Raw genomic sequence first — 19,814 nt, forward strand, 5'->3', positions numbered from 1 at the left:
ATATAATCTAAACTCTGGTTTAACTTTACTATTTTATGGTAATTGGTTTCTTTATAAAATCGTATGTCTAAAAAAAATCTAACGCTCGAAAAATCGAACGTTAGACCACAAAAAACCACTTTTGCTTAAACAAACTTATAAAAAAACTTAAATAAATTTTATCGGTAAAAGCCCATTCCAACGCCTCCGTCTACGTTTAAGGCATTTCCTGTTGACTTATCTAATAAGCCTCCAACAAATACAAAACAAGCGTTTGCGATATCATCCGGCAGTATAATTTCATTTAATAATGTACGTTTTGCATAGTAAGCCGGAAGTTCTTCAACTGTAATTCCGTATGCTTTTGCACGACCTTCTGCCCATCCTCCTGACCAAATATTTGAGTCTGAGATTACTGCATCAGGATTTACTGTGTTTACACGAATTTTATCTGCTCCTAATTCAGCTGCCATTAAACGTGTTAAATGCGCCTGAGCGGCTTTTGCAGAACCATAACCCGGATTATTTGGTCCGGCTACAACTGCATTTTTAGAAACGATATTTACGATGTCTCCTCCGAAACCTTGTTTGCGCATTACTTCAATTCCGGCTTTAGAAACAATAAATTGTCCTTTCACCAAGATATCGTATAATCTGTCCCACTCTTCAAGAGTATGTTCTGCAATAGATTTTGAAATACTGATTCCAGCATTATTTACTACAATATCAACACCGCCAAAAGCTAAAGAAGCTTCGTCTAATGCTTTTTCTGTACTAACTTCGTCAGTAACATTTAGCAATGTGCTTGATACCGCATCTTTACCAAAAGTTTTGATAAACTCAGCTTTTGCACCTTGTAAACGTTCTTCATTGATATCGTTGATTACTACACAAGCGCCTTCCTGAGCAAATTTCTTAGCTATAGCTTTTCCAATTCCGCCCGCAGAACCTGTAATAAGAGCTACTCTTCCAGATAATGCTTTTGGTTTTGGCATACGCTGCAATTTTGCTTCTTCTAATAACCAATATTCGATATCAAAAGCTTCCTGGTGAGGCAAAGAAGTATATTCTGAAACGGCTTCTGCACCTTTCATTACGTTTACGGCATTGATATAATATTCTGATGCTAAACGCGCCATTGTTTTATCTTTAGCAAAAGTAAACATACCAACTCCCGGATATAAAATTACAACCGGATTTGGGTCACGCATTGCTGGCGAATTTGATTTTTTACATGCATTATAATAATCTTTATACATGGCACGGTAAGCTTCAAAAGCAGGAGTTAATTTTGCTTTAACCGCATTTACATCAGATAAATCTTCGTTTGGATCTAACTCTAAAACCAGCGGACTGATTTTTGTTCTTAAAAAGTGATCCGGACAAGATGTTCCTAACGGAGCTAATTTTGAAAGATCGTTTGAATTGATGAATTCTAAAACTCTGGCATCATCTGTATAATGACCAATCATTTGACGTTCTGATGAACAGAAACCTCTTAAAATCGGTGCTACTTTTGCTGCTTTTAATTTACGGTCTGCTTCTGCAAGGCTTTCGATTTTTTGTCCTCCAAAAACCGGACGTTTTTTTCCGTAATTATCTTCTAAATAAGAAGCACATTTCTCGATTACTTCCAGCGTATTGATATAACTTTCGTATGCAGTATCGCCCCAGGTAAAAAGACCATGAGAGCCCAACATGATTCCGCGTAGTTTTTTTCCGTTTTTAGCCGCTTCTTCTAAACAGCTTCTTAATTGAAGACCTAAGTCAAAGCCCGGACGCTGCCAGCCTACCCAGCCAATTTCTCCGTTAAATAATTCTTCTGTGATTTTCTTTCCATCTTTTGCTGCCGCAATTGCAATTGCGGCATCCGGATGTAAGTGATCAATATGTGCGAATGGTAAAAATCCGTGTAAAGGCGTGTCGATTGAAGGCGCTTTTGAAGCTAAATCAAAAATACAGTGGTTGAATAATTCTACCATTTCATCTTCAAATTCAATACCTCTGTAAACATTTTCAAGGTTGCGAAGTCTGTCTAAATACAAAGCGGCACAGCCTGATTTTGTCAAAGTACCAATATCACCTCCAGAACCTTTAATCCACATTACTTCAGAAGATTCTCCAGTTAAAGGATCTTTGTCTGTAATTTTTACAGATGTATTTCCTCCTCCGTAATTTGTCAGTCTTAAATCGGCTCCCAAAAGGTTAGAACGATAAATGAAAAGCGCTACTTCATCACCAGCTAATTCCTGAGCTTTTGCTTCGTCCCAAAGATAGCTTACATGCTTAAAATTCATATTTTTTGTATTAGTATTTGACATTGTTATCATATATATTTTGAGTATTTACAAAGAGTTCCCAATTCCGACCAAAACGATCGAAAGCATTATTAATCCGATTCCCCATATAAAAGTTCTGAATGTTTTTTTCGAAACTCCAGTCCATTCTTTTAAATAGAATCCCCAAAAATTAGCCGTTAAAATAATGGTCGCCATGTGCAGAATCCATGAGCTGGCACCGTTTCCTAATTTGCTTTCGCCCATTCCGTAAAAGAAAAACTGCAAAAACCACATTGTTCCTGCAAGCGCAGAAAACAAAACATTTTTTGTAATTGGTGTTGTTTTATTGGTATAATCTCCAATAGATTTATTTTTGAAATTAAGGTACAAACACCAGATAAGATTGGTTGTTAAACCTCCCCAAAGCAAAACTATATAGGTTACGTTATTTTGAAATAATGGATTGCATCCGTTAATTACGGCTTGTTCCGCCATTGGTTTTCCGGCTTCAATTCCGTAATTGAAAAACGAACTTAAAATCCCGGAAATAACTGCTACAATTAAACCTTTTACCAAACTAAAATCCTGATCCTTATCTTCATGTCCTGTAGCAAAATCTTTTTCTTTCATCATTCCCGCTTTTCCGGAAATAGCAATTCCTAACAGACACACTGCAACGCCAAGTAAAACCAATTGTCCGCCAGAATGAGAAAGCATATCAGAGAAAGAAACTTTACCATCGGTTGGGTTAAAATCATAATATATGGAAGGAACTAAAGCCCCAAATGCAGAACAAAATCCTAATGTAATTGAGTTTCCCAGCGACATTCCTAAATAACGAACGCCCAAACCGTATGTTAATCCGCCAATTCCCCAGATTAAACCCATCGAAAAAGTAAAGACTCTAATAGACGGAGAAGCACTCACAATAATTTCAGTAAAATTCGGAATCGTTAAATAAGCTGCAACCGGAGGAACTATCAGCCAGGAGAAAAACCCTCCTACAAGCCAGTAACTTTCCCAAGCCCAATCTTTTACTTTTTTAAAAGGCATATAAAAACTACCCGAAGAGAATCCTCCGATAGAATGAAAAATGATTCCTAATAATGATTCCATTTACTAATTTTGTTTGTGGTTAATTGTGATAGTTAATTTGGTTTTGTAAAATAATGTAATGTAAAAAACAAAACTGTCCTGTACTATCCTTTATGATTCGTGTATTTTTTGTTAAAAGTGCGAACTAATTGCAAAGAACGCTCGTATTATATTGGAAAAATAAATTTAAAAATCCTATTTTAGCAATCGATTTCGTAATTGTTATATTCTCAATTCTGCATAACTGCCTGAAAATAAAGTAAACCTTTATTGGATTTTAGTTTTTTGTAAGGAAAGTAATAAAATCAGTATATGAGGCGGTTTTTAGAACTGCTTTTTATAAAATTATAATTAAAAAATTCTTTTTCATGCCCCAAAACATGAATTCGATATGCAAAATACCAGCATGATTAAATTAATTAAAATAGACGAAGATTCGAGGGTTCCAAAATACAAACAGATTGTTGACTCGATTTTGCAGAATATTGCTAACGGAAATTTAAAAATCAATCAAAAAATTCCCTCTATTAACAGTTTCAGCGAAGAGTTTTATATGTCTCGTGATACGGTTGAAAAAGCCTATAATATTTTAAAAGAAAGAAAAATCATTTCTTCGATTAGGGGAAAAGGATATTATATCACGAGAACAAAACTGGAATCGAAAGTAAATGTTTTGTTTTTGACCAATAAACTGAGCTCTTATAAAATGAAGACTTATAGCGCTTTCATTGATACTTTAGGAGCCAATGCACATGTTGATCTTCAGATTTATCACTGTGATGAAACGCTTTTCTTAAATATTCTTGACAAATTTGAAGGTGCTTATGACTACTATGTTATTACAACTCATTTTAAAACCGACGAATTAAAACATCTTAGTTTTACTGATGAAGTGGTTGAAGCCATTAAAAAAATTCCACAGGAAAAATTAGTTGTTTTAGACAATATAAAATTAGGAACGAGCGATAATGTCATTAAGATTTATCAGGATTTTGAAAATGATATTTATAATGCATTAAAAGAAGGTCTTTCGAAAATAACAAAATACAAACGCTTAATTTTGGTTTATCCTGATAAAGCGGTTTATCCATATCCGAGAAGAATTTTGCATGGATTTCGAAAATTTTGTGTTGAACACGAGATTAATTTTGAAATCCTGAGTGAAGTTTACGACGATATGATTCTTAAAAAAGGGGATTTATTTATCACTATTGAAGAATCTGATTTGGTTAATTTAGTAAAACAGATTCGTGACGAAGAATTTGTTTTAGGAAAAGATATTGGTGTTATCTCATACAACGACACGCCTTTAAAGGATTTATTGGGCATTACTGTAATGTCTACTGATTTTAATATTATGGGAGAAACTGCTGCCAGAATGATTTTGAATAAAGAAAAAGGACAGTTTAAAGTTCCGTTTAATTTTATTGATAGGAATTCTATTTGAGTTACTAAGATTCTGAGATGCTAAGGTTCTAAGTTTTTATTAATTACCTCTATCTTTAGCTGGAGGTATAAAAAGTTATTCAAAAAGGCTTTAACCAAACATTTAAGTTTTGACTAAAGCCTTTTATTAAAATTAAGGTTTAGCATCATAAGGAATATACTGATCCCATTGCCATGGTGTATAAGTATCTTTAATTCCTGTTTCTAATAAATATTTTATGATTTCGCCTGTTTTATAACTATTGGACATTATCAGCATTCCAATTCCTTTTTCTGGGAATATAATACTGTAATTCTGAAATCCTGAACCCTGGCCTTCTTTAAAAGCTCCTGTTCCGTAAGGTGATTTTAATACTCCCCAGCCTAAACCGTATGAAAGTTCGATTCCGTCGTTCCAGTTTCCGTCTTCTAAAGCGCCCGGACCAAATTGATTTTTAGAATGAATACGTATCTGCGGACTAAATAATTCTTTATATGATTTTGAGCTTAGTATTTTTTTATTCAGCATTGCTGTCAAAAACTTGCTGTAATCTTCTATAGTAGTTTCCAGCGTTCCAGCTCCTCTTGGCGCATTATCTTTGTCTTTCTCCTGCACTTTTCCATCATTGTCATATCCGTAAGCATAATCTTTTTCAAATTTCTCCTGCCATTTATAGCTTGAAGCTGTCATTCCGAGTGGCTTGAATATTTTTTCCTGAGCCAATTCTTCAAGAGGTTTTCCGGTAATTTTTTCTAAAACTACTTGGAGATAAGTCAATCCTTCGCCAGAATAACTGTATCGGCTTCCGGGCGGAAACTTAATTTTTAATTTTTCATCTGATTCAAACCAGCGCCAGTTTGGTAAACCTGACGTATGATCCAGACACATTCTGGCTGTTATTTTTTTGTATTCGGGATAATCTTTTAATTCTTTAAAATCTTCATGCCACACCTTTGGTTCATATTCGTAAATAGGTTTTGGCAGATAATCCTGAAGCGGTTTATCCAGAGTTATTACGCCATCGTCTACCATTTTCATAACCAAGACTGCAAATACTGCCTTGCTTAAAGAGGCTCCGTAAAGGTTTGTCTGCGGCTCTAACTTCTTTTTGGCTTCTACATCGCTAAAACCAAAAGTTTTTATATAAACAGGCTTTTTCGAATTAAAAACTGATATAGCCAATCCTTTAACATCGGCTTTGCCCATCAATTTTTCGATTGCTGCAGTTAAACTGTCTGAAGAAATAGTGCTTCCGTCAAGTCGTTTTATTGAAGATGAATTTTGCGCCTGAACAGAAAAAATACCTGCTGAAAAAATAATTAAAAGAAAATGTTTCATGTTTCTGATTTATTACGTTGTGGTTAATTAACTCCGCTTTTTATCCAACTTTTTCAAACGACAATTCAAGTAATATAGCCTGATAATAAGTCTAATAAAAATATCAGGAATTTTATAATCATTTTAAATCCCATTTTTTATTATATTTCAATCCTAAAAATCATACAAATATATCCCCCGTAAAAGCATAAGACAATACTTATTAATAACCATTTTTTTTATGAAAAACATAAAAGATGATTTGAGTAAACAGCTATTGCTGCAGAAAAATTCGGGTAATTTGAATAACACAGAAGAATTAAAAACATTTCAGGAAATTGCACAAAATTTCGCCGACTTGGAAAACGGAATCGCCGTTTTAAGCGATTTGTATAACAACAAAAGTTATATATACTCTGGAAAAATTGCTGATGAACTTGATATCTTTAAAAAAAATGAGGTTCGTCAAATTGAAAGTATTTGGGAAGATGATCTTTTTGGGAAACTAAATCCTGATGATGTATTACAGAAATATCTTTTGGAACTTCATTTCTTTAAGTTTATTAAAACCATTCCGGTTGAGGAACGAAAAGATTTTTGTGTGATTAGTAAATTGAGAATGAAGGATAAAACGGCTAATAAATCTCTAGTGCACAAAATGTTTTATTTTTCAAATCAATATGAAGATGTAGAATTGGCACTTTGTCTTTATAATTTTGATTTTTCTTTGGCTTTGCATTATGAAGGAGCTATCATAAATACTGCAAACGGTAATATTATAAAACAGAATGAATCCGAAAATGCTTCATTTTTATCCAGCAGAGAAAAAGAAATCCTAAAAATGCTGCAAAAGGGAAAACAAAGTAAAGAAATCGCTTCTCTCCTTTTTATCAGTATCAATACCGTAAGCCGTCACAGACAAAATATTATCGAAAAAATGAAAGTCAGCAATACAGCCGAAGCCTGTACGCTTGCATTAAAACTTAAGTGGATATAGTTTTTTTTGAGGTTCTGAGGGACTAAGGTTCTAAGGTGCTAAGTTTTTTTAAAAGATTTGAGATCCTGAGATTGTAAGCCTTCAACTCATAACTCATAACTCATAACTCATAACTCATAACTCATAACTCATAACTCATAACTCATAACTCATAACTCATAACTCATAACTCATAACTCATAACTCATAACTCATAACTCATAACTCATAACTCATAACTCATAAAATCCCATAAAAAAACCTCGTCGGTTGACGAGGTTTTAGTTGTATTATTTTTTTGATTCTTCGATAGAAACTTTTCTGAATTCTTTTAGAAGTTTTTCAATTTCCAAAGTAGCTTTACGAGCTCTTGGTCCTGCAGCTTTAATACCTTTTTCAGTTAAAGATTCAGCTTCTGCTTTGAATGTTTCAATTTCGGCGTTGATTTTTACTAATAGATCTTTCATGCTTATAATTATTAAATTAAGGCGCAAAAATAGAAGTTTGATTGGTAGTTACAACAAATTTGCTGTTAAAATTATCATTGTTTTTCGCACTTTGAGTTAACGCAAAATTTACTTTTAAGCTTTTTTTAAATTCTTTCTTTTCAATAAACTATTAATCAGACAATTACTATCAAAATATTTTTTTTTTATTTTTATTCAGCGTCTAAAAATAGATTTGTAAAAAAATCAAAATTTAAAGTAAAGTATCAGATTTTCGCTTAAAATTCTCTTTAGACCGTTGAAAAATTGAGTAAAAATTACCCGATCGAATAGCTATTAAACACAAAAAACTTAAAATAAATAGTATTTACTGCAATATTGTCAAAATGACTAAATCTTAAAATTGAATAGTTTAAAATTATTTTATCTCTATTTTAATTTTTGCTGAAAGCTGTTTGGCCAGATTCGTAACGTAATTAGAAAAATAAACCGAATCTTTAAAGTTTGTATCCTGACTTAATTCCCATCCGGCTATTGGGTAATAACTTATCTCCTGATTGTTTTTCACTTTAAGTTTAATTAAATAAGAGTCTGTCAGCTGACCTGTTTTTGGAGCTTCTATATAGCCTTTGTAAACGTCTTTTGGAACAATGACTGCCGTACCCAAAATCCACTGGCGCTCATAAGTCAATTTATCATGCTGAATAAAGCAGACAAAATCTCCTGAATCAATTACTTGTAAAGGATTTTGGTTATTTAGATTTGAGAGCGTTACCAAAAGCATTTCATTTCCTTTTAAACCATTTACAGAAATTGTATTTCTATAACCATACATTCCCGGCCAGATTGAAGACGTTTCCTGCGCCTGATATTTGTTTCCTGAAACTTTCCAATTTTCATAATGATAACTTAAAACCGAATTAACAGGACCTTCGCTTACGATTTTAAAAGTAGTTTTTTCTATATTATTTATGGTGTCGCTGGCAATAATTCCAAGCCTATTAATCTTATTATTAACCAATAAAGCAAAACCGCCTAAACCGGCAGAATTTCCAACAGGAAAAATATCTCTTCCCCAATCGTACATAACATGATAATTATCTTCAACGGCGCCTTTACTGTTTATTCCAACATCTTCGGGAGTAATGCCCGGAAGTTTTTTACCAAAAACATCTTTAGAATTTCTTCCGTCTAAATAATGCCTAAAACCCACTTTATCATTCTCCCAGGTTGGTCCATCGGTTTGGTATTTTTGATAACCTAATTTTTTATGCACCTGATCTGCCATTAAAATTTCCTGTGTATCAGGATGCACAGGAAGGTTTTTCCCTTCTCTTTTTCCAAACCTTGCACTGGTTTTTACCGGAAATTCAGGATTTCTCTGAGACCATATTAACTGAAGTTTTTTTTCTTCTTTAGCAGAAAAATCAATCACAAAAAATAGTTCATCCCACTTTCCATCTCCATCTAAATCATTTACCTGCGCCGGAATTGTATCATTTTTGCACAACAAAATAGGATAACCTGCTGTTTCATTTTTAAAAGAAAACTGTTTTCTTTTTACTGAAACTGCTTTTTCCTTTAATTCCAAATCGCTGGTGTTTTTTAAGGTAATGGTAGTAAAATCTAATTTTTGCTGGGCTTTTGGGCTTTCAAAAATGATTGCTGCGAACACAAATGACATGTAAATTTTGAAGCTGTTTTTCATTCTTTTTTATTTTTAAACCAATTTACTTAATTAATCTTAAACCAAAATTGATTTTATTCAACTTCTAAATATAGTTTTGTGAAAGATGTTTTCTATCCTGTCCTCTCCTGCTTTTGTAAATAAAAAAATCCCAATTGTACTGCGTCAATTGGGAAATTAATGAAACCTTTATAAGGTTAGGTTGTATTTATTTTACATCATAAAAAATAAAGCTCTTTGAAAGCTTTCAAACTTTATCTGATAAATGTTTGAACCTGAGAATTTAATTTCTGGTACTTTTGAAATAAAATCAGATGATTTTTTAAAATATGATGTAAGGTCTTTAAAAATTTCTGTTCTTGGTTTTGAAGCATCTATCAGTTTTAAATTTTTTATTTCATCAAAATGCATCAAACTATTATGTAAGTCTTTATTAAAGAAACAAACCATTACGTTGGTTCCTTTTTTGTCTAATTTTAAAAAATCAATTAATTCATTTTTATCATAAACAACAAATACAGATCGCTCAAAATCTTTAGAGTTGTTACCATTGCCAAGTAAAAAAGAATCTTCGTAAAAATCAAATTCTTCTTTGAATCTCCTTTTAAACATCTTTAAAAAGAAACCTTTATTATCCCTAACCAAAACTCTTTCTTTTTCCATTGTTTTCTTTTTAAAATCACCTGTTAAAATGATGAACCGGGAATTTTAGTTCCAAGTATTCTCTTAAGTATTTAAAATGAAATATCTAAATTTGATGGTGCAAAATTCTTTTGAAAATAGATTTAATTTTGCCCGAAAAAGTCTTAAAACTTACAGATTAAGGTATATATGAAATCAAAGGTTAGGTTACCGAAACATTACCTGCATTAAGTATTTAAATTGTAAAGCAAGAAAAAAATTATCTGATTGCTTTTTTTAATTTTTCCATAGATTTATCGTCGCTGGTTCTAATTTGATTTAATACGATTTGGGCGATTGTTTTGGCACCCAATAAAGATAAATGCGTATCATCAGCCTTTTCTTTGTCGTAATAACTATTTTCTCCAGCTTTAAAATGAAGATGCAGCAATTTTGATTTTTCTGGTCCGTATGACTGTTCTAATAATTCGGTATAATATTCTAAATCAATAAGTGGTACTTTATATTCCTGAGCTGTTAAACGTGTTTCAAGAGGATAATCTCCATGCGTAGGAACCAAAACGCCTTTTTCATTAAAATTACGTCTGGCTATTGAAGTAAGTAAAACCGGTATTGCGCCTTTTTCGCGTGTTTCTTTTACAAAACGAATTAAATTATACCTGTACACGGTATGCGGATTTGTATAGCGGGTTGAATCTTCTATTTTTTCATCATTATGCCCAAATTGTATAAAAACATAATCGCCTTTCTTCAATTTATTATATATAGAGTCCCAGCGTTTTTCATTGATGAAACTTTTTGTGCTCCTGCCGTTTACAGCTTTGTTAACAACAACTACATTATCATTAAAAAAAGGCTGTAATACCTGCGCCCAGCCATGCTCCGGATTTTTGTCAGGATCTTTTTTGTTGGCCATTGTAGAATCGCCTATCGTATATAAGGTTGTTTTTTGTGCCAGACAACTTGTTGAAATAATTACAAATAATATTAGGTATTTTTTCATTTGGTTTTTAGTTGGTGGTTGATAGTTTATGGTTGGTGGTTTATTGTTTATTGTTTGATGCGTATGGAGCCTTTCGACTTCACTCAAAATGACAATGCTGTTTTAAGCTTTGCCTCTTTGAACCTTTGCCTCTTTGAGCCTCAAAAAAAAACTATTTTGCCGCTGTTGGTATTGTTGCTCTTTTTCCAATAAATACATCCGTCATTATAACATTTTCTGCATTTTCATTCGACAAAGCGTTTTTGGCTTCTTTGATTTCTATATTTCTTAATACTATGTTTTTAATTTTTTTATCCGCAAAACCCTGAATAACGATTCCTGATTCTGTGGCTTTATTGCAAAGAATATTTGAAAATGAAATATTTGAAATATCTGATTGATATCCTTTTCCTTCTCCATGATAATTTGCTGTAATGTAAAGACAATCTTCTACCTCATCTAGTTGTATATTTCGAACAAAAACATTTTTAATAAAACCGCCGCGGTCTGCATTGGTTTTTAAATAAATTCCTCTTTTTAAATATCCTATGGTTTTGCAGTTTTCTACAAATACATTCTGTACTCCTGCCGACATTTCGCTGCCTATTACAACACCATGTAATCCCTTAAAATTGCAGTTTCTAATTACGATATTTTCGCTTGGTGTGGCTGTATTCGCTCTTCCTTCGTGATCACGACCCGCTTTTATGGCAACATTATCATCTCCATTGTTAAAGGTTACATTTTCTATTAAAACATCTTTCGAATATTCGGGGTCGATTCCGTCATTATTGTGATTTAATGATTTGTAACTAATACCACGAATAGTAATACTCTGTGATTTTAGAAGGTGAAGGCACCAAAATGGAGAATTTTCGATTCGGATATTTTCTACCAAAATATTTTTACAGTTCAAAAACTGAATCATTTGTGGACGCAGATAATAGCCTTCCCCAAATTTTCTGTTTTCTATTGCTGTTTTATTGTGGTTCATTTCACGGCTGAGATTTTTCCCTGATTCTTCTTTGGCTTTAAAACTTTTCCAGTTTTTGCCTCCTTCTCCGTCAATAGTTCCTTCTCCGGTTATAGCGATATTGCTACAATTTACAGCGTAAATAAGAGGACTGTAATTATATAACATAGTGCCTTCCCAGCTTGTGAGAACTAATGGCAGATAATCTTGAGGATTGTCGCTGAATTTTATTTTGGCGCCTTTTTCGATTTTTAAATTTACACCACTAACAAAATGTATAGGCCCGTTTATTTTGTAAACTCCTTTTGGAACTATTATAGTACCGCCATTGTTCTTTTTACACAAGGCCATGGCTTTATCAAAAACGGCTTTATTATTTGTAATAGAATCTCCTTTTGCTCCCAGTTTTAAAATATTAATTTGATAAGCAGAAAATACAGGAAGCTGAATTCTGTTTACTATAGAATCTACTTTTGAAGTTGGAAAATCATTATTCTGTGAGAAAGAAATTCCAGAAACTAATAAAAACAGTATAATTTTTAAATTCATATTTTATCTTATTAGAGTCCTATGTTAATTAGAATACCAGTTTGGAACCGTATCTTTTAGAATATTTTCGGCTGAGTATTTATCGGATTCAGTTTTTGTAAGCTGATGTGACCACGAAACTCTTTTTTGAGGCTGAAATCCTTCACCTTTATTATTATATTCAGCATAAAAACTCTTTTTTTCGGCATCAGGTTTCGACCAGTTTTCCCAGCCTTCCGGTTTTATCTGCTTACCCATTTCACAGTTTATAAAAACTGTTTTTGCATAAATACGCCACGGTCTTCCTAAATATACAGCATTTGCAGAAGCTTCGGCCGTAAGACTGCAGTTTTTAAAAACAAACCCGTATTCTACACCTTCCGGAGTTGAAGCTGCTGTTATATAAGAACTTTTAATGCTGTGAATTGTACAATTTTCGAATAAAGCTGTAGCGCCTCCAAAAATAAAATCGGTTGTCCCTTCGATGTAACAATCTTTAAAATATTGTTTTGCATTTTTTCCTGATAAATACACTGTATCCTGATTTCCTAAAATAATACAGTTTGAAATTTTAGCCCGATTTCCTATTACCGAAAGCGCTATTGCCTGCCCTTTATCTCCTGAAACATTCTTAATTGTTAAGTTTGATGCTGTAAAATCATCTCCTTCTACTAAAAGTGTTGAAGTATAAAATGTGCTGTTTCTGCCCAAGCCTATTTTAGAAAAATTATCATCAAATGTAATGATGGTTTTTTCTTTGCTTTCGCCGAGTAAAATTACATTGGTGTTCCATTCAGGAATTCTGACTTTTTCGTTGTAAATCCCATTCTTTACCAATATTGTTATTTTCTCATAAGGAAAAGCAGGAGTAGCATATACGGCATCCTGAATTTTCGTAAAATCACCTGAACCGTCTTGTGCTACCGTAATTAATTCAACTTTTTTTTTTCAGCCTCTGGGGCTTTTGTTCCATTTTTAACCGCCCAGGAAGCGTATTTTTTTAATACTTCTTTTGGTTCATCTGTATACCAGGCATAGCCGTTTTTACGTTCTAAACCAATTTCGTCAAGAGTTTTCTTTTTAATTCCGTCGCGATCACAAAAGAATGGTTCATTGTTATCTAATTCCATAAAACGTGCCCATATAGGATCTCCATTTTGAACCGGAATCATTTTCTTATCTATAATTTTTCCTGCATCGTTTAAAATGCGTTTCTCTTCAAGATTTGTAATTTTTGTTTTCTCAAACCATGCGTAAGCACTTTTAACTGCTGTTACAATTTCTGGTGAAGGTTTTTCTATAGACATTAACAATAAAACAATTTTAGCCGATTCTTTTCCGCTCAGAGAAGGAAGTTCATACGCTCTTGCTTTAGCCGGTTCAAAAGTTACTTCATCATGCTGCGCGCACCAAGCGGTTAAAACTCCATTTTGTTTGTATTGTGTTTTTATAATGCAGTCTATTCCTTTATTGAAAGCTGTTTTTGATTTTTCAACTATTTCTTTTGATGGTTTAATACTATAAAAATCAGTTTGCTCGCTAACTTCTTTCAGTACATTTAAAATACGCACCATCGAATCATCATTATAGGTTATATGTGTATAATATCCTTTTTTTAATGGATAAAATTGAGGCCAGCCGCCATTTGCATATTGTGCCTCAAGCAGATAATTTAATCCTTTAAGAAACGATTCTTTATAACGTTCATCTTTTACCTGCGCATACATTCTAGACATAAAAAGCATTTCCTGAGTTGTTGCTCCATTGTCTGTTGTGGTTTCTTTAGTTGTTTTTTTTATTTCAAGCAGTTCTTTCTTCTGCGCTGCAGTTAGTTCATTCTGCATTTGAATGTTTTTTGGCCAGCCGCCAATGTCTCTTTGATACAACAAAACATTTTCAGCAATCTTTTTTGCCTCTTCTGTTCCAAACCACGAAGCTTCGCTTTTACGAATTATATCCGGCCAGTTTTTATAATTGTTTTGCGCATTAACTGCAAAACTAAAACCAACTATAAAAAGCAGTGCTATTTTTTTTAATTCAATCATTGTAATCAATTTACAGATTTTTATTCTTTTTTATTTTTCTAAATACTAAAACTAATTTTCATCCAAAAAAAGCTTATTTATTATTTCGTAATTCGAAACCAATCTACTGCTGCATTTCCAGAATCATTGGTGACTTTTTCACTTAAAGCAAAAAGTCCGACTTTGGCTCCAATCCATTTTCCTTCTTTCGATGTAAAATCAGTTCCTATTGACTGATAATTTTTATCATCTGTACTATAATAGAAGCTGCAAATTCCTCCTTTACTAACTTTTACTTTTAAATAAATTGTATTAGTAGAAATTAAAATTGGTTTCGTTTCTGTTTCTGAAACTGTTTTATTAAAAGTTCCCGTTTTTTGACTAAGATATAATTTTCCGTTATCGTTTTTAAAGCACAAATAACTATAGTCTAATCCCATAATAATTAACCCCGTTGATTCTCCGTTCAATCTTGTGTTGAAAGTTATTTTGGCTGTCGCCGAAAACTCTTCAGCAGGAAATTTTTGTAACAGTAAATTGGGAGCCTCAAAAATACTTTTACTGTCTTTGATCGTATTAACACAAAACAAATTCAGATATCCCATGCTGGTTGGAAATCCCCAATTTATCTTCGAATTTGCCTGCCATTGCCATTGAAGTCCTAATTTTGGTTCATTAAATTCATCTGAAGTAGCAGGGTTTTCAACTGGATATTTTTTACCAACATTTGGTTTTTTATAAGTGGTAACGGGTTCTCCAATTCCGTTTTTATCGAAATCCTGTCCCATAACCGGCCAGTCTTTTTCCCATTTCATAGGCTGAAGATGAACAATTCGCCCGTAAGCACCTTTATCCTGAAAATGAATAAACCAGTCTTCGCCTGTTTGGGTTTGTACCCATGCACCCTGATGTGGCCCATTGATGTTGGTTGATCCTTGTTCTAAAACTTTTTTCTTTTCATATGGTCCAAAAACATTTTTAGATCTTAAAACGGTCTGCCAGCCTGTAGGAACTCCTCCTGCCGGAGCAAAAATGTAATAGTAATTGTTTCGTTTGTAGAATTTTGGACCTTCAATTGTACCTTCTCCTTCATGACCATCAATTACCATTACTTCATCATTATTGGCAATTGTTCCTTCTTCATTCATGCTGCAAACCACAATTAAACTTTTAATCTGTGCGCGGCTGCCTGCAAATGCGTGAACTAAATAGGCTTTTCCGTCATCATCCCAAAGCGGACTCGGATCGATTATTCCTTTTCCTGCTTTTACTAATAATGGCTCCGACCATGGTCCTTCCGCTTTTTTAGCTTTTATCATATAAATCCCAAAATCAGGATCTGGATAATAAATATAAAATTCGTTGTTATGATACGTAATGCAGGGCGCCCAAACGCCATTTCCGTGTTGTACTTTATCATAAGTTTCAAAAGGAGGCTGTTTTGGCAATGCATAACTTAAAATTTTCCAGTTTACTAAATCTTTCGAATGCAGAATTGGAAGTCCCGGAATACAATTAAAAGAAGAAGCTGTCATGTAAAAATCATCACCTACTCTCACTACATCAGGATCTGAATAATCAGCATGAATAATAGGATTTGTATAGGTTCCGTCTCCATTATCTGGTGTCCAGACTTGTGCCGAATTTTTCTGAAAAGAGAAAACAGAAAGAAGAAGAAAGATGATTTTTATATTTTTCATTTGGGTATTATTTACTTCTTACTTAAACCCGACAGGTTTTAAAAACCTGTCGGGTTTCTATCGTGATTTGCAATTGGAGTTTCTTTGCGTTCCTTCGACTTCGCTCAGGATGACAACTTAAACATTCACTTCAGTTTTTCATCATCAACCATCAACAATTAACCATCAACAATTAACCATCAACAATTAACAATTAAAATTTATCTATTCAATTCTATAGCTGCCAAAATAAAAGGCCCTGTAGCTTTGGGATCGTTGTCTTTTTTCTTTTCGTTTACGTAATATTCATAAGAACCGTCGCGGTATGGATTTCCACCCAATCCTGCAACCTGACAGCAGTTTGTCAAAGTAATACCGCCATCTTCATCAACTTTTTTAATTAAGATTTTAGTTAATCCGTCAAAAGCTTTGTTAGCTAGTTTTTTATATTTTGAAGGTAAATATCCTTTGTTAGCACCTTTTGCAAAAGCATACGCAAACATTGAAGAACCTGAAGCTTCCAGATAATTTCCTTTTTCTCCTCCTTTATCGGTAACCTGATACCACAAACCAGATTTATCCTGATATTTAGCCAAAGCCGCAGATGCATTATTCAGATATTTAATTAATTCTGCTCTTTTTGGATGATCTTTTGGCATATAATCCAAAACATCAACTAAAGCCATTACATACCAGCCTAAAGCTCTGGACCAAAAATTTGGTGAATTTCCTGTTTCTTTATTGGCCCATGGCATTTCTTTACTTTCATCCCAGCCATGATATAGTAATCCCTTTTTGGGATCTGTGGCATGCAGCTGAATTAACTCAAATTGTTTTGCGATATCATCAAAACTTTTTCCGTTTTCAAACGTGGCTGTGTATTGTGCATAAAAAGGTTCACCCATATACAAACCGTCTAACCACATTTGGTTTGGGTAAATTTGTTTGTGCCAAAAACCGCCGCTTGCTGTACGCGGCTGCTCTGCTAATTGTTTGCGAACCAACTGCATCGCTTTTAAATATTTATCCTGCTTTGTTTCGTCATAAATAGCAAAAAGCAAACGTCCGGGTACAACCAAATCGATATTATATTTATCAAATTCGTATGTTTTAATACTTCCGTCTTCCTGCACCAGTTCATCTATATAAGCACGTATATAGGCTTTATAGCGCGGATCAGGATTTTTCTTGTATAATTCTTCAAATGAATGTAAAACCAATGCATGAACATAATCCCATTTTGGTTTTTTAGAATCGTCGATCATATAGCTTTCTGTGTGACGTTTCATCAGCGTTAGAGCCATTTTATCTGACCATTTCATGTCTTTAGAAATAGTAATTTCTTTTTTTGCAGTTTCTTGTGATTTTGCTTTACAGCCAGCTAAAGCCATCGCGCAAACCAATAAAACCGACATAAAACTTTGTTTTCTTCTATTTTTCATTTCAAAATATATTTTAATTCTTTTATTTTTCTAATTCAATGGAAGCCAGTAAAAAAGCTCCTAAACCAATTGCGCCATTTTCTTTTGTTTTGGCAATTAGGTAATAATCATTTGTTCCGTCTCTAAAAGGTTTTCCTCCCAAACCTACGTTTGATGATACATTGATAATATTGACTTCTCCTTTTTTATCCACTTTTACAAACTCTTTTATAAAACTGTCAAATGATTTCTTTGCCGTTCTTTTATAACTTGAAGGCAGATATCCTTTTCGTGTACCTTTTGCGAAAGCATAAATTATCATTCCGGAAGCAGAAGGTTCTGTATAATTAGCATACAACTGTGTTTTATCTGCCACCTGATACCATAATCCGTTATCACTTTTATATTGATCTGCTGATGCTGCGATTTCATTTAAGTACTGAACCAAAACTTTATATTTGGGATGCGATTTTGGGAAATAATCTAATGTTTCTACCAGTGCCGTCATGTACCAGCCGATGCCGCGCCCCCAAACTGTTGGCGAAGTTCCGGTTTGTTTATCTGCCCAGGCAATTTCTTTACTTTCATCCCAAGCCTGATAAACCAGTCCGCTTTTTTTATCGATCATATGATCGTGAACCAATTGAAATTGTTTGGCAATATCATCCAGACTTCTTCCTTTTTCATATTTAATGGTAAACTGCGCATAAAAAGGTTCAGCCATATACAAACCGTCAATCCACATTTGATTGGGATAAATTTGTTTGTGCCAAAATCCTCCGCTGGCGGTTCTTGGCTGATTTTCTAATTGATTTCGCAATTTTCCAATGATTTCAAAATAGCGTGCATCTTTCGTTACATCATATAAATTAAACAGCAGTTTTCCGGGATTCAAACAATCAATATTGTATTCTTTAGTGTCGTATTTTTTAATATTTCCGTCACTATCAATCATTCCGTCGACGTAATTTTTGATATAATCGAGATACTTTTTATTATTGGTTTCCTGATATAATTTCTCAAAACCAGATAATACAAAACCCATTTTATAATCCCATTTCGGACTGTCATTTCCATCTAGTTTCCATGCTTCGGGATATTTATCCAAAATAGAAAGTGCCGTTCTCTCTGACCATTTCAAATCATCTGCCAATACAGTTTCAGAATTATTTTGTGCAATTGCAAAAACATTGAAAAGCAGAAATAATGTCAATAAGGCTGTTGTTTTATTACTCATAATTATATCTTTTTTTGCCACAGATTAATGGATTATTTGGATTATTTTTTCTCACGCAGATTTAGCAGATCAGCAGATTTTTTAATTTTTAATCTTTAATTTTTAATTTCAAACAACATTTTTAATCCTGAAATCTGTGGCAAAAAACAATTTACATCTTCCCTTTTTTGTTTAAAATATCCAATTGCGCATCAAGATATTTCACGAAATCCTCTTTCGATTTTATTCCGTTTTGTTCTTGTTCCCAGGCACCTAAAAGATAAAAAGAATTTGCTTTTGTTGTAGGTTTAAAAACCAATAAATAATCCAAATCAGTATCAGCTACACTTTCAACTGTCTTTACTTCATAAAAAATAGCCATTCCTAATTTATCCGGAACTAAAGACTGTGTACCATATGTCGCCAGATAAGCCCATTTTTTATTTTTACTTTCTTTTTTAAGCAATTCAGTTTCTTTTTGTTTTACAATTCCGGTACAGATTCCTTTGATTTCTTTTGAAGCCTGAATGGTATGTTTTGTATAAAGCTGATCTGGTTTTATAGTTAAAGTTGAAGTAAAATCTATTTTATCAGAAGCTGTTTTCCAACCATAATAATTTACTTTTACACCCGATTCGTTATCTTTATTTACAACCGTTGCAATTGTAGAATCAACTTCGCGGAAATGCAGTTTTTCATTGTTTAAATAACGATCGATTGACCCAATTCCGATTCCTTTTCCGGCTTTTAAAATATCAGCTCCCCAATCGCTCATTTCATGATAGGAATCAAAATTATCCTGACCTACGATTGGCAGAATCATTTTAGAAGTTTTTTTTCCAAAAATATCTATCGCATTTCTCCAATCCAAATACAAACGATATCCAATTCGGTTATTCTCCCAGCCCGGACCTTCATAACGAATATCAAAAGAATGATCTGTATGTTCGGGAGCTAATTTTAATCGGTCTACATTTTTAAAAACGGTTCCGCCTTTGTATTTTCTTCCTTCCCAGTGTCCATCAGTTTTTGCGGAAATTTCTGCGTATGTTTTAGCTGTATTAATATCATATTTTTGAGCATTTACAGAGGTTAATCCCATTAAAAATAAAGCTGCAATTGTGATTTTTGTTTTCATTCTATG

General features: G+C 33.2%; 16 protein-coding genes. 2 read left to right on the top strand and 14 right to left on the bottom strand.

Translation table 11 applies throughout. The features are described from left to right. Window positions 1–158 precede the first annotated feature (158 nt). Window positions 159–2,300, bottom strand: a complete 2,142-nt coding sequence (locus ABDW27_RS02840; RefSeq protein ID WP_343694545.1) for a bifunctional aldolase/short-chain dehydrogenase — start codon at window positions 2,298–2,300, stop codon at window positions 159–161. Between the two features lie 24 nt (window positions 2,301–2,324). Then, window positions 2,325–3,374 carry an L-rhamnose/proton symporter RhaT gene (gene rhaT / locus ABDW27_RS02845; RefSeq protein WP_343694546.1) on the bottom strand — a complete coding sequence of 350 codons (1,050 nt, stop codon included), beginning with the start codon at window positions 3,372–3,374 and terminating at the stop codon, window positions 2,325–2,327. A gap of 385 nt (window positions 3,375–3,759) precedes the next feature. On the opposite strand from rhaT, the gene ABDW27_RS02850 reads away from it, so the two are divergent. After that, on the top strand, window positions 3,760–4,800 hold the full coding sequence (locus ABDW27_RS02850) for a GntR family transcriptional regulator (protein ID WP_343695270.1): 1,041 nt from the start codon (window positions 3,760–3,762) through the stop codon (window positions 4,798–4,800). Between the two features lie 132 nt (window positions 4,801–4,932). Here the strand turns inward: ABDW27_RS02850 and ABDW27_RS02855 are convergent, their stop codons facing one another. Then, window positions 4,933–6,117 (bottom strand): serine hydrolase domain-containing protein, encoded by a 1,185-nt coding sequence (locus ABDW27_RS02855; RefSeq protein WP_343694547.1) that lies wholly within the window; start codon window positions 6,115–6,117, stop codon window positions 4,933–4,935. A 220-nt stretch (window positions 6,118–6,337) separates the two neighbouring features. On the opposite strand from ABDW27_RS02855, the gene ABDW27_RS02860 reads away from it, so the two are divergent. Next, window positions 6,338–7,093, top strand: coding sequence for a LuxR C-terminal-related transcriptional regulator (locus tag ABDW27_RS02860; RefSeq protein WP_343694548.1), 756 nt, complete (start codon window positions 6,338–6,340; stop codon window positions 7,091–7,093). A gap of 269 nt (window positions 7,094–7,362) precedes the next feature. On the opposite strand, the gene ABDW27_RS02865 is transcribed toward ABDW27_RS02860, so the two are convergent. The 11 genes from ABDW27_RS02865 to ABDW27_RS02915 all read right to left on the bottom strand — a co-directional run bounded on the left by ABDW27_RS02865 (window position 7,363) and on the right by ABDW27_RS02915 (window position 19,808). Beyond that, the gene (locus ABDW27_RS02865) at window positions 7,363–7,539 is read right to left on the bottom strand and encodes a histone H1 (protein WP_012026201.1); all 177 of its coding nucleotides are present in this window, start codon (window positions 7,537–7,539) and stop codon (window positions 7,363–7,365) included. Window positions 7,540–7,936: 397 nt separating this feature from the next. Continuing rightward, window positions 7,937–9,226, bottom strand: coding sequence for a DUF4861 domain-containing protein (locus ABDW27_RS02870; RefSeq protein WP_343694549.1), 1,290 nt, complete (start codon window positions 9,224–9,226; stop codon window positions 7,937–7,939). A gap of 192 nt (window positions 9,227–9,418) precedes the next feature. Then, complete coding sequence (locus tag ABDW27_RS02875; RefSeq protein WP_343694550.1) at window positions 9,419–9,868, bottom strand: hypothetical protein; 450 nt, start codon at window positions 9,866–9,868, stop codon at window positions 9,419–9,421. Between the two features lie 238 nt (window positions 9,869–10,106). Next, window positions 10,107–10,850, bottom strand: coding sequence for a rhamnogalacturonan acetylesterase (locus ABDW27_RS02880; RefSeq protein WP_343694551.1), 744 nt, complete (start codon window positions 10,848–10,850; stop codon window positions 10,107–10,109). 151 nt (window positions 10,851–11,001) lie between these two features. Continuing rightward, window positions 11,002–12,351 (bottom strand): glycoside hydrolase family 28 protein, encoded by a 1,350-nt coding sequence (locus tag ABDW27_RS02885; RefSeq protein WP_343694552.1) that lies wholly within the window; start codon window positions 12,349–12,351, stop codon window positions 11,002–11,004. A gap of 24 nt (window positions 12,352–12,375) precedes the next feature. Beyond that, the gene (locus tag ABDW27_RS02890; RefSeq protein ID WP_343695271.1) at window positions 12,376–13,260 is read right to left on the bottom strand and encodes a pectinesterase family protein; all 885 of its coding nucleotides are present in this window, start codon (window positions 13,258–13,260) and stop codon (window positions 12,376–12,378) included. Further along, the gene (gene pelA / locus ABDW27_RS02895) at window positions 13,260–14,375 is read right to left on the bottom strand and encodes a pectate lyase (protein ID WP_343694553.1); all 1,116 of its coding nucleotides are present in this window, start codon (window positions 14,373–14,375) and stop codon (window positions 13,260–13,262) included. The genes ABDW27_RS02890 and pelA overlap by 1 nt, the downstream gene beginning before the upstream one ends. A gap of 80 nt (window positions 14,376–14,455) precedes the next feature. Next, window positions 14,456–16,054 carry a glycoside hydrolase 43 family protein gene (locus ABDW27_RS02900; protein WP_343694554.1) on the bottom strand — a complete coding sequence of 533 codons (1,599 nt, stop codon included), beginning with the start codon at window positions 16,052–16,054 and terminating at the stop codon, window positions 14,456–14,458. A gap of 200 nt (window positions 16,055–16,254) precedes the next feature. Next, on the bottom strand, window positions 16,255–17,475 hold the full coding sequence (locus tag ABDW27_RS02905; RefSeq protein WP_343694555.1) for a glycoside hydrolase family 88 protein: 1,221 nt from the start codon (window positions 17,473–17,475) through the stop codon (window positions 16,255–16,257). Window positions 17,476–17,497: 22 nt separating this feature from the next. After that, window positions 17,498–18,691 carry a glycoside hydrolase family 88 protein gene (locus tag ABDW27_RS02910; RefSeq protein WP_343694556.1) on the bottom strand — a complete coding sequence of 398 codons (1,194 nt, stop codon included), beginning with the start codon at window positions 18,689–18,691 and terminating at the stop codon, window positions 17,498–17,500. 151 nt (window positions 18,692–18,842) lie between these two features. After that, complete coding sequence (locus ABDW27_RS02915; protein WP_343694557.1) at window positions 18,843–19,808, bottom strand: DUF4861 family protein; 966 nt, start codon at window positions 19,806–19,808, stop codon at window positions 18,843–18,845. Window positions 19,809–19,814: the final 6 nt, after the last annotated feature.

This window comes from Flavobacterium sp. (assembly GCF_039595935.1).
GTDB lineage: Bacteria > Bacteroidota > Bacteroidia > Flavobacteriales > Flavobacteriaceae > Flavobacterium.